Origin of the sequence: Streptomyces sp. NPDC006458 (assembly GCF_040612135.1) — a bacterium.
In the GTDB taxonomy this organism is placed as follows: domain Bacteria; phylum Actinomycetota; class Actinomycetes; order Streptomycetales; family Streptomycetaceae; genus Streptomyces.
Genome location: NZ_JBEXPR010000042.1, coordinates 42,306 through 53,833, shown reverse-complemented (window position 1 = coordinate 53,833; position 11,528 = coordinate 42,306). Strand labels below are relative to the sequence as shown.

6 protein-coding genes and 1 pseudogene are annotated in these 11,528 nt (G+C 67.7%); 3 read left to right on the top strand and 4 right to left on the bottom strand.

Annotated elements, in window-relative coordinates:
- The first annotated feature begins 69 nt into the window (after positions 1 to 69).
- The 3 genes and pseudogenes from ABZZ79_RS36205 (at position 70) to ABZZ79_RS36195 (ending at position 6,124) form a co-directional block, all read left to right on the top strand.
- Positions 70 to 4,275 carry a ricin-type beta-trefoil lectin domain protein gene (locus tag ABZZ79_RS36205; RefSeq protein WP_356696301.1) on the top strand — a complete coding sequence of 1,402 codons (4,206 nt, stop codon included), beginning with the start codon at positions 70 to 72 and terminating at the stop codon, positions 4,273 to 4,275.
- Positions 4,276 to 4,279: 4 nt separating this feature from the next.
- On the top strand, positions 4,280 to 4,990 hold the full coding sequence (locus tag ABZZ79_RS36200) for a DUF6193 family natural product biosynthesis protein (protein ID WP_356696299.1): 711 nt from the start codon (positions 4,280 to 4,282) through the stop codon (positions 4,988 to 4,990).
- A gap of 382 nt (positions 4,991 to 5,372) precedes the next feature.
- Positions 5,373 to 6,124: pseudogene (locus ABZZ79_RS36195) on the top strand (transposase family protein).
- Positions 6,125 to 6,345: 221 nt separating this feature from the next.
- Here the strand turns inward: ABZZ79_RS36195 and ABZZ79_RS36190 are convergent.
- From ABZZ79_RS36190 to ABZZ79_RS36175, 4 genes are all read right to left on the bottom strand, one after another.
- Complete coding sequence (locus ABZZ79_RS36190; RefSeq protein WP_356696309.1) at positions 6,346 to 7,851, bottom strand: DUF2637 domain-containing protein; 1,506 nt, start codon at positions 7,849 to 7,851, stop codon at positions 6,346 to 6,348.
- Positions 7,852 to 8,195: 344 nt separating this feature from the next.
- A complete protein-coding gene (locus ABZZ79_RS36185; protein ID WP_356696297.1) occupies positions 8,196 to 10,709 on the bottom strand; it encodes a bacterial transcriptional activator domain-containing protein in 2,514 nt (837 codons plus the stop codon).
- Entirely contained in the window at positions 10,706 to 11,296 is a 591-nt protein-coding gene (locus tag ABZZ79_RS36180) for a hypothetical protein (protein ID WP_356696295.1), read from the bottom strand. Before ABZZ79_RS36180 ends, ABZZ79_RS36185 begins: the two co-directional genes overlap by 4 nt.
- Complete coding sequence (locus ABZZ79_RS36175) at positions 11,293 to 11,466, bottom strand: hypothetical protein (protein WP_356696293.1); 174 nt, start codon at positions 11,464 to 11,466, stop codon at positions 11,293 to 11,295. Before ABZZ79_RS36175 ends, ABZZ79_RS36180 begins: the two co-directional genes overlap by 4 nt.
- Between the last annotated feature and the right edge of the window lie 62 nt (positions 11,467 to 11,528).

Here is an 11,528-nt window from a genome sequence, read left to right as displayed (position 1 = left end):
GCTACCTCACCCCGCTGGAGACCCGGCAGCGACACGAGCAAGAACACGCCCTCGCAGCGTAAGCAACGAGTGTCCAGCATCACGGGGAAAGTTCACACCGTCACGGACCCCAACAGCCGGACGACGCGCTACGAGTACGACGCTCTCGGCCGCCTCGTCAAGGGCTGGTCACCATCGCGCTCGACCGGCGGCAAGACACCCAACGTGACAATCGGCTACCAATCAGCCGTCGCCTCGCCCGCGGAGAACCTCCCGGCCGCCGTCACCGTCAACACGCTCCAGGACGACGGCTCTTACGCCAAGACGGTCACCCTCTACGACGGCCTGGCCCGCGTGGTCCAGGAGCAGACCGAGGCTCACGGTGCCGGCCGCATCGTCGTCGACACCGCCTACAACGACCACGGCCTGGTCTGGGAGAAGACCAGCCCCTACCTGGCCAAGGGGGAACCGGACACCCAGTTCTTCCGGCCGAGGTCGACCAGCGTCATCCCGAGCTCCACCAAGCACCGCTACGACGGACTGGAGCGCGAGTACCGGACCTCGGTTTACCACGACGAGCACTTCCAGTACGCCACGTACACCTACTACAACCTGACCAGCACCTACGTCGACCCTGTCGGTTCCACCGCGCCCCGGACGCTGACCTACTTCGACGCACTCGGCCGCGTCACGCAGATCAAGCACTACAACCAGGCCACCTCCTCGTCCGACACAGGCCGCATCACGGCGTACAGCTACGACGACCGAGGCAACCGCAGGCAGGTCAAGGACCCGGCCGACAACGTCTGGACCTACACCCACGACGCCCGAGGCCGCGTCACCTCGGCCAAGGACCCTGACACCGGCACCACGGACACCTGGTACGACGCGGCGGACCGGCCCAACCACGTCCAGAACGAGCGCGGCCTGGACACGTTCACCGAGTACGACGACCTGGGCCGGGTGACGAACGTCCGCGAGGGCAGCGCGACCGCTGTTCCCTCCAAGGTGTTCACTTACGACGACGCTCCCGGCGGCAAGGGCCTGCCGTACGCATCGACGCGGCACACGATCAACGGCGACTACACCGACCGCGTCACCGGCTACGACTCGGAGAACCGTGTCACCAGCCGTGAGACGGTGATCCCCGCCAACTCGATGACCGGCGGGATCTCCGGCACGTACCCGTACAGCTACACGTACACGCCCACGGGGAAGCTGGAGTCCGTCACTCTGCCCGCGAAGGGCGGCCTCGCGCAGGAAAAGGTCATCACCCGCTACACCAGCGACGGCCTGCCCGAATCGACGTCCGGCCTGACCTGGTACACAGCCGACGTCACCTACTCACCCCTCGGCGAGCCGCTGCGCACGGTCACCGGTTCGCAGCCCTCCCGCGTCTGGACGACGAACTTCGTCGACCCGCACACCGGACGGCTTCAGCGCACCGTCACGGACCGCGAAACAGCCAGCCCCAACCGGGTCAACGACAGCTACTACGCGTACGACACCTCGGGCCTCATCACTTCCCAGGCCGCCAACTTCGGCGGAACCACCGGCACGGACACCTGGGACACCCAGTGCTACACCTACGACGCCATGGGCGAACTGGTGCATGCCTGGACCTCGAACATCACGCCCAACCAACTCGGCACCGGCTGCAAGGCGTCCAACGGCAGCACATGGGGCCACAACGGCAATAACACGATCTCCTCCGGCCCGGTCGCCGACGCCCCCAACGAACTCGCGGACACGACGGCCCCTGACGCCGCCCTGACGTCCTCGCTCGCGGCTACCACCCCCTACACGGGCACGGTCTCCTCCGGAGCCACCGCCTACCGCCAGTCCTTCACCTTCGACTGGCTCGGCAACCGCGCCACGATGACCGAGCCCGACCCGGCCGACGCGACCAAGGACGTCAAGTCCACCTACACGTACGGCGAGACGGTCACCGGAAACGGCGTGAATCCGTCCTACATCTACCAACCCCACACGATGAGGAAGGCCACCACCGACCCCGTCGGCAAGGGCGGCGGCGAGTACCTCTACGACGAAACAGGCAACACCACCGAGCGCCGGGTCGGCGGCACCACCCAGAGCCTCACCTGGAACCACGAAGGCCGCCTCGACACCGCCGGGGCACTGCAGACGGCAGCGGGCCCGATCAAGGGCCTCGCCGACAAGTGCATCGACGTCCAGGGCGGCCAGACCGCCGACGGCACTCCCATCCAGCTCTACACCTGCAACAGCAGCAGCGGCCAGCAGTGGGAGCGCACCGGAGACGTCCTGAAGTCCCTGGGCAAGTGCGCCACAGCCAGCGGGACCCAGGTCCAGCTGAGCACCTGCACCAGCGGCAGCGAAGCGCAGAAGTTCGTCCTGCGCACGAGCGACAAGTCCCTCTACAACCCGAGTACGGGCCTGTGCCTGAACGTTCCCGGAGCCAACTCCGCGGACGGCACGGACCTCCAACTCGCCGCGTGCGCCGGCGCAACCGCCCAGCAGTGGACCCCGGCAGGCACGACCACCTACATCTACGACGCGGCCGGCAACCGTCTCCTCGAACGCTCCGACGCCGGCTCGGTTCTCTACCTGGGCGAGACGGAACTCACCACGAACGCGACGGGCAACATCACCCGGGCCACACGTGCCTACGCCCACCCCGGCGCCCCCACGGTCATCCGCTCGACGAGCAACGGCTCCACGACGGGCCACAAACTCAACGCGATGATCGCCGACCACCTCGGCACGGCAAACACGACCGTCGAACTGTCCGGCACCCAGCCGGTCACCCGCCGATCCTTCAAGCCCTACGGCGATCTCCGCGGCCCCAAGCCGTCCGCCTGGCCCGACAAGCGCAGCTACCTCGGCGTCGGCATCGACGACGTCGCCAGCAGCCTGACGCACATCGGGGCACGCGAGTACGACGCGGCCACCGGCCGCTTCATCTCCGCCGACCCGATCATCGACATCGCGGACCCGATCCAGATGAACGGGTACGCCTACGCCAACAACAGCCCCATCTCCAACTCGGACCCCACGGGTCTGATGAACAACGCTGATCTTCTGGGCAAGCCGTGCAAGTCGTCTTGCTTCACTTGGGAGGACGAGGGAACGTCCGGGCTGGATTTCTCCGGTGACGGCTACATCACAGTATTTCCAACCGTCAATGTTCCTGCTAACTGGAGTAAGGCCCCCAAGTACATCGAGAATTTCAATGCCCAGATCCGTTCAAGATGCACCCGACGGAGTCTGGCTGAATGCTCCGATCTAATGGAGCCCTTCAACGCGAGTAGCGCAATTGCTTCCAAGGGAATTGCGTGTGACGCTGCGGGCGGATCGTGCCCCGCGGGGCTCGACTACGAATGGGGTGCACTGGTTCGTGCCGGCGTCGACGGTGCGATGCAGTACGGCCTCGAAGGCCCCAAGGGGGGATTTGGGGGTCCCCTGCCGGGCAAGAAGCGCAGCAAGTCACGGGGTGACGATGACTGCCATCAGTGCTTCCTTGCCGGGACCCAGGTACTCCTCGCAGATCAGACCACAAAGAACATTGAAGAGATCAAGGTCGGCGACGAGGTGCTCGCCACAGACCCTGAAACCGGTGAGACTGCATCACGTACTGTCACCGATGTCATCATCACCGAGTACAGCGTCAAGCACTTCAACGAGCTGACGATCGAGACACCTCTCGGGGACGAGACGCTCGCCGCCACTGCAGATCACCCCTTCTGGGTGCCTCAATATGGCGAATGGGTCCCCACCAGCAACATCGCCCCAGGAACAGCGCTCCGTAGGCCCGACGGTACGACGGTCACTGTCACGGCCAACCGGCCCTTCATCAAGAAGGCTCACACCTATAACTTCACTGTCGACGATCTGCACACGTACTATGTGCTGGCGGGACAGACTCCAGTACTCGTTCACAATTGCAACGTTGCGCTGGGCCTGAAGGGTGAAGGCACCTACGAGTGGGCCGAAAAGCTGGGCTACAAACACTTCGGGAAATTGGAAGGCTGGCAAGGGCCGGTAGAGGCGGCGATCAGGGATACTAGCAATACTCTTCACGTAAACATGAAGGGACTTGGGTCTTTCGCTGACGCTGCGAGGGACGGGCTTACCCCGGGGCACCCATATGCCACAGATGTCGAGATGGGCATGATTGCAAGGTCTGTGGTTCATGGTGGACGTTCGTGGGACAGTATCAAGTTCTACCGGCCGGGTAAGCGCGGTTCTCTCGTTGAATTCCCAGTGCCGGAACCTGACTGGGGTTCGTTCGGTAGAATTCGCCCCTACATAGATTGAGTTTGTGGACGGTGTAGCGCTGATGGGAATGATCGACTTCGATCTCTATCCGGAGATTCGGGATGCTGGCTCGCTATCTTCGGCCATGACCGAGGCGGCAGATAAGGTCGGCCTCGATTTGGCCGGAGTGCGCAGCCAATCCGAGGTTGGGTCGGGCGTGATCTCCACCGCGCAGGTGGATTCAAGTCGTGGAAAGGTCTTGGTGTGGCTCGACGAGTCCACAAGGACATTCTTCGTTGGTGTCCAAGAGGGCCGGTTTGTCTGGGCGGAAGGTGCCACCGATGATCTCGCTGCTCTGGTTGCTGCCTCTGTGGCGTGGCGTGATGGGATGTCGGTAGGCGAGTTCGCAGAGAATTTTCCTTTCATGACGCTGACGCGACTCGCTAAGGCGCGGGAGGCGGGTGATCCGGTCCCGGCCCAGTGGGACTGGCTTTTGAATTCGGAGATATTTGAAGACGAGCGACCTCTTGTGGAGGCCGCTCACGTCGAGTATCGCCTCCGTCGATTGTTCCCGAATTTGAGTCATGGGACATTGCGGCTCAGTACGAATCTTGGAGTGCAGGGATCGCGCGAGATTCACATCAAGCCTCTGGATGGCGGTCGCTATCGCGTCGAAGATACTTCAGTGTCTGGTTCGTCTTTCGACGCTGGCAGCTTGATGGAGGCGGTCGTAGCCGCCGCCGAATTTCTTGATCGAGGCCCAGATTTGGAATGAGGTGGCTTCCTTTGTTGCAGCGATCTTCCGCGGGCATGGGCATTCGCCCGTGATTTTCCCAACGCTACAGCAAATTGGAAGCCCAGTCAGGTGCGTACTGTCGAGGCTTCTGAGGGGCTTGACGGCAGTAGTTGACGGCAACGGCGGCGAACACTGCGGGTGGGGAGTGTAAATCTAACGGGTCTGGCCCGTAGTCGGTGGTGACGGCCAGTAGCCATCAGCGGCCATGATCTTGTGGTGGATGTCAACTCGCTTGTGAACACAGTGAGGTCTTTCAGGGCGGCCACCGATCGAGTGACAGGCACTGTGGCCAGAACGCACAAGGCTCCCGTGCCGTTGAGGGAGGTGTTCGAAGTCTCAACCCATCGGCGCAGGAGCCTTGTTGGTCCCTCATCCTGCCGCACTCGACCTGCCCCATGCGCTCATCGAGTGGGTGACGATGCTCATCGTCACCCGCGAGGGTGACCGTCGCTGCAAGCTCCCGCCGCACCAGCGTGCTCTGGTCGCTCTGGTGTACCTGCGCAAACACGAGCCCCTCGCGCAGATCGCCGCCGGGTTCGGCATCTCGGTCGGCACCGCGCACGCCTACACCACCGCGGTCATCGATCTCCTGGCCGCCCGTGCGCCCGGTCTGCTGCGCGCTCTGCGCGAGGCAGACCCCGAGTTCGTCCTGCTCGACGGCACCCTGGCCGAGTGCGACCGCCTCGGCGAGGGCCGCGCCGACTACTCGGCCAAGCACCGCCGCCATGGGGTCAACGTGCAGGTGGTCACCGACCCACGCGGCGAGGTGCTGTGGCTGTCACCGGCCCTGCCGGGGCGCTGCCATGACCTGACCGCGGCCCGTGCCCATCGGATCATCAGGATCTGCGAGCGCCAGGGGGTGCCGATCCTGGCCGACCGTGCCTACATCGGTGCCGGCGAGTGGGTAACCACACCGGCCAGACGGCCTCCCGGAGGCGAGCTGACGCTCACCCAACAGACCGTCAACCGGGCGCTGTCGAAGGCGCGGGCCCCGGTCGAGGGCGGCGTTGCCCGCCTGAAGTCCTGGCGGATCTTCCGCAAAGCGCGCGGTGCAGCCCGAATCGAATGACGTCAATCGCAGCAGCGGTCCTCACTCTGGAGCGGCAACGCTGAAAGACCTCAGTTATTAACTGTCGCTTCCAGCTCGGGAGTTACACCGCTCACCGTACAGACCTGCGCGGGGACCACTCTTCCTGAGCTGGTAGTTCAGGCGGGCTTTGTGTGCTCTTTACTGCTGGCTGTTCCGTTGGGCATGGCCCAATCCTGGCATGAGTATCGTCCGCACTGCTGTCGGCTGTTGGAACTCCTCCCGAAATGATCTTCTGCTGGCTGTGTCAGGCCCGGCACCGGCATGTCCAGCGCGAGTACGAAGGCCATGGGTGGGCTCGGGGGATGGCCAGTGCCGGCCGGGCCCCGCGGACTTGTGGTCTCGCGTGTTGGCGCGGTTCCGGCGGGTGTCCGGGACGGTCAGGTCCTCCGGGGCCGCTCGGCCGGGGCGGCCGGGCGGGGTGGTGGCGGTGTGGTCTTCGGCGGGGGTTTGCCGGCGACCGGGGGTCCGGGTGTCGACGGTGATCGTTACTGGTGGCGGTGAGTGTCTGCCAGCGGCGTTCGAAGTCGCGTGCGTGTTCGGTGATGTAGGCGGCTTTGAGGGGTTTGTTGTGCTGTGCGGTGATTCCGTGGAATGTACAGTTCCGGGCTGTGGTGTCGGGTGACGGTGTCGGGGTGCGTTTTCGTTGTTGGGCCCAGTGGGTGTAGACGCGGAAGTTCAGGTAGTAGCGGCGCAGGGTGGATGGGCTGACCGGTTTGCCGCGGGCGCGGCTGTGGATGCCGTTGTCTGCGAGGTGGGTGGAGAGTTGCTCGGGGGTGGGTTCTCTGCCGTGCTGGGTCTGGTAGTTCTTCCAGGCGAGGTAGTAGCGGTCGACCGTGGTGAGCTGCGATTGGCCCCGAAGCGTGTTGCCCTGCGGCGGTGCGTCGTCGGTTGCGGGGCCGACGGCGGGACTGCGGGTGCTCTTGGCTGCCTGTGCTGCCGCGCTGATGTCTGTCTCTGACTTTTGGGGGGAGGGATCGTCGGATAGCGGCTGCTCGGCCGTGGCCTCGACCGTTGTGGGAGGCTGGACTTCGCCGTATTCGTGCTGCCGTACGGCCGTGGTGCGGCTTTCGTCCTCGATTTGAGCTGGTTGCAGGTCCTGGCATGCAGCGGTCTCGAGCGACTCCGCACTGTGGTGCTGCGTAGTTCCGGTGGTCCGGTCGAGGCGGTGTTGCTTGGGTGATTCGCTGTGGCCGGCGGGGAGGGTTTGGGTCAGGGGGATTCCGTAGCGGGCGAGGCGCAGGGGGATGAGGGATGCGGCGGGGGCTTTGCGGCGCCAGTTGCGGCCGTAGCGGGAGCGCAGGCGGGCCTGGTGGACGAGGCGTTCCTGTTCGAGCTTGATGACCTGGTCGTAGGAGCGCAGTTCCCAGAGTTTCATGCGTCGCCACAGCAGGAAGGTGGGCAGCGGGCTGAGGAGCCAGCGGATGGGGCGGACGCCTTCCATGTGTGTGCCGTGGGTGATGTCGGTGATCCGGCCGGTGGCGTGCCGGGCGGCTTCGACGGCGATGACGAACAGGATGGGGATCACCGCGTGCATGGCGGTGCCGAGCGGGTCGGGCCAGGCGGCGGCGCCGTTGAAGGCGATGGTCGCGGCGGTGAGGACCCAGGCGGTCTGGCGCAGCAGCGGGAGGGGGATGCGGATCCAGGTCAGCAGCAGGTCGAGGGCGAGCAGGACGCAGATGCCGGCGTCGATGCCGATCGGGAAGACGTGCGAGAAGTTCCCGAAGCCCTTCCGCGCGGCCAGTTCGCGCATGGCCGCGTACGACCCGGCGAAACCGATCCCCGCCACGGCGGCCGTGCCCAGGACGATGAGCACAGCCAGGGCGCGCTGCACCGGCGAGAGGCCGGCCGTCCCCACCCGACCGGCCGGCTCGGCCGGTTGGGCCGGGTCGGCCGGCTCGGCCGGGTCGCCCGGTTGGGCCGGGTGAGTCGGGTGGGTCTGGGCGGGGGCGGCGCCGGTCGTGGACGCCGTGGCGTGCGGCTTCGCGGAGGAGCCTGCCCCGTCGGGGTCGGGCCGTCGCGGGCGCTGATGTCGGTGCGGCCGCTGTGGCGGTGCACGGCGGGTTGCGGGTGGTGGTGTGGTGGTCATGGCGGGGGTCAGGGGCGGGTGGGGGTGAGGAGTTGCTGGATGAGGTGCTCGGTTTCGGGTTCGAGGGGGGTGCCGAGCTGCCGGCTGTGGTGTTGCAGGCGGTCGATGACGGTGTGCAGGGCTGCGTGGTTGTGGTCGAGGTGTTCGATGGTCATCCAGGTCCGGTAGAGGCGTTCGCTGTGGGCTCCGGCTTCGAGGGCGGTGGTGACGGCGTGGCGGGCTGCGGTGAGGTTCTGGCGGGGGCCGGGGGTGGTGCGGTGGGTGGCGACGAGGTGGGCCGTGTCCGCGATGGCGGTGGTCATTTGCTGCTGGAGGGGTTCGGCCCAGGCGGGTGGTCGGTCGCCGAAGGGGCGTCCGCGGACGAGGGTGAGGGCGTGTTCGAGGTCGGGCAGGGCGTCGGGGCCGCGGTTGTGGGCGTGGTGGGTGAGGTGCTGGAAGCGGGTGTGGTCGCAGCGGATGGCGGGGTGGAGGCGGTAGGGGTCGTCGCCGTGGCGGCGGCGGGGGACGTAGGGGGTGTTGTCGGGTGCGTCGCCGAGGTGGCGGCGCAGGCCGTTGAGGCGGGCGTTGAGGGTGCTGATGCCCCACGCGTGGTGGGGGTCCATGGCGGTGCAGAGGGTGTCGGCGTTGTGGTGGGGGTGGAAGTAGAGCAGGGCGGCGAGCTGGGCTGCGCGTGGTCCGTGCCCGGTGTCGGGAACGCGGTCGACCTCGAGGGGGCCCAGGACCCGGATCTCGGGCGCGTACGGATCACCTGTCCGGCCCGGCTGCGCGCCGGGCCCGCTGTTGCCGGGATCCGCGGATGTGGTGGGGGAGGGGCGGCGCCGGGGTTGGGGTGTGCGGGTGGACGCGGCGGCGAGCAGGGACGGGAACACTCCGCCCGCACTGGTGTCTGCGCCCGTGCCGACCCCTTGGTCCGGGTGGTGTGACGGATGCACTGAACTGCTGACCGCATCCGCAGGGGCACCGCTCGCACTGTCCGATCCGGCGCTGGGCGGCGCCGGTGTCCGGCCGGTCGTGCGGGTGGTGGCTGAGGGCAGGTTGCTCGGGTCGCTGCTGGTGGAGGCTCGTGCTTCCAGTGTGCGGATGACGTGCTGGTAGGCGTCGTCGTCGATGCGCTGCAGCACGACGTCACAGCCGACGGCTTCGACGTGCTGCGCCTCGTCGGCTGCGGCGTCCAGGACGAGGGCGTCGGGGAAGACCTCACCGGTGCTGCCTGCGGACGCGATGACGGTGATCGGGGGACGGCCGGGCGCCGCGAGGAGTGCGGTGAGGCGGGCGGCCGCCTGTGGGTCCAGAGGCCGGGTGGAGATCAGCAGGCAGGGCTGCTGCTCGGGACTGGGTAACTGGGCTGCCTCGAGGAGGTGTTCGCTGAGTTCGTGCAGGGCGTCGTCAAGGTCGTTGGTTGCGGTGATGCGGGCTGTGGGCAGGAGCGGGGCGAGGTCCTGTGCGAAGCCGGCCGTGATCAGGCGGGCTGTTCCGGCGCAGGGGCTGAGGGCGTGCTCGAGGAGGAGGGAGCGGCACGCGGCGAGGACGGCGTCGGTGTCGCCGTCGAGGGCGATGACGGGGTGCCGGGCGAGGTCGAGCAGCAGCAGGCTGCCGTCCGCGGTGGTTCCGATGGCGGTCAGCGCCGGGTACGGAGCCCCGACGGCGTCGGAGCCTGTCCCTGCGGCAGCCTGGTCTGCACCGGCGGGAAGCACCCACCACCCGTCGGCGCCGGTGGCGAACCCCGCCGGCGGGACTGCGGCGTCGTCGGGGAGCACCTCGATGGTGTCTCCGATGATCCGGGCGGCGCGCAGGCCGGGCAGGGGCTGCCCGGCCTGCCGGGCGTGGTGGGCGAGGGCGCGCAGGGCGATGTCCAGCCGGCCGGTGGCTGCGGTGTCCGCTGCCTGGGCGTCGGGCGCGTCGGTGTCGGCCGGCGTGTTGGCGGTGGCGGGTGCTGCCGGTGGGGTGGTGCGGTTTCGGCGGGTGCGGCGCAGGGCGAGGGCTGCGGTGACCGCTGCGGCGGCCAGGTATCCGCCGCCGATCAGGCCGGTCAGGGCCGACGGCTCCTGCGCCGCAGCCGGGACGTCTTCGGCGGGTCTCGATGTGGCGGGGTCTGTTGCAGGGCGGGACGGGGTGTCCTGTGTGCTCTCGGCGCCGGGTGTGGGAGTGCTGTCCGTTTCGTGGTCCTGCCGTCCGGGCCGTGTCCCGGGGGTGGCTGGTGTCCGGGTGGCGGGCGTGCCGGGCTGCGGGCCGGGTGCCTGGCCGGGTGGGACGCTTTCCACGAGCAGGTCGATCGCGAGCCGGGGCGCCTCGAGGGGGAGGACTTTCGGTGTGGCCAGATGGGCTCCCTCGCGCAGCGCCAGATCGGGATCACCGGTGTCGATCGCCTTGACGCCCTGCGCACCGTGGGCGGCATCCGGGCCGGGGGAGGGGGCGGCGGCTGCGGGCAGCGCGCTGGCGAGGGCGGCGAGAGCGGCGGCTGCGGTGACGGCCGGTGCCGTGCGGCGGGCGGCCCGGGCGCTGGCCGCGGGGGCGCGGGTCACGGCCCGATCCTGATGGTGGCGGTGTCGAACTGCGGGAGCTGGAAGCCGACTTCGCGGGTGGTGTCGGGTGGCTGCGGGAACTGCATGAACACCGGGATGCTTTCGCCGGATTTCAGGTAGTCGACGCTGGTGGTGGTCAGGGGCCGGCCGTCGGTGTCGCGCAGCACGTAGTAGCGCTTGCGTTCGCGGTAGTCGACCAGGGTGGCGCCGCCGAGGGACTGCCCGTTGCGCAGCACCTTGCTCTCGTTGCCGCGCAGCCCCGCGGGAACTTCCAGCGTCTGCGCACCCTGGTTGGCCAGCGTGCCCCGCACGGTCAGGAACCCGCCAGGATCACGCACCGCGCCCGTGATGGTCAGCAGCATCTGATGCTGCCCCTCGATCACGGCCAGCGGCCGTGCCTGCTCCTGCGTCTGACGCTGGGCCTGACCGCCTGCCCCGGTGGTGGCGGTCGTGGGCCGGGCCCGGCCGTCCGCGTCGTCGTTGCCGCTTCCGCAGCCCGCCGTGGCGGCTGTGCCGAGCAGGGCGAGGGCTGCCGCCAGTGCTGCGGCAGCCGGCCGGCGGTGGCGGAGGTGGTGGGGTCTCGTCATGCCGTCTCCCGCAGGCGGGGCCAGACGGTGATGACATCGCCGTCGAGGGTGACGCGCTGGTGGGTGAACTGCTCGCGGACGAGGTTGAAGTCGTTGACGTCGAAGTCGCCGGTGGCGTGCAGGACCCAGGCGTCGCCGATGCGGCAGACGTCCCTGGTGGCTTTGGCCACCGGTAGGGTAAGGAGTCTTCGTTGCTGCGAATGCATGCTTGGGTGTGGTTCACCGGGGCATC

What these genes read in the sequence shown, in the direction of transcription:
- ABZZ79_RS36190 (WP_356696309.1), bottom strand. Translation starts at nt 7,851, where the DNA reads ATGCGCGAACTGGCCGCGCGGAAGGGCTTCGGGAACTTCTCGCACGTC.
- ABZZ79_RS36180 (WP_356696295.1), bottom strand. Translation starts at nt 11,296, where the DNA reads ATGACGAGACCCCACCACCTCCGCCACCGCCGGCCGGCTGCCGCAGCA.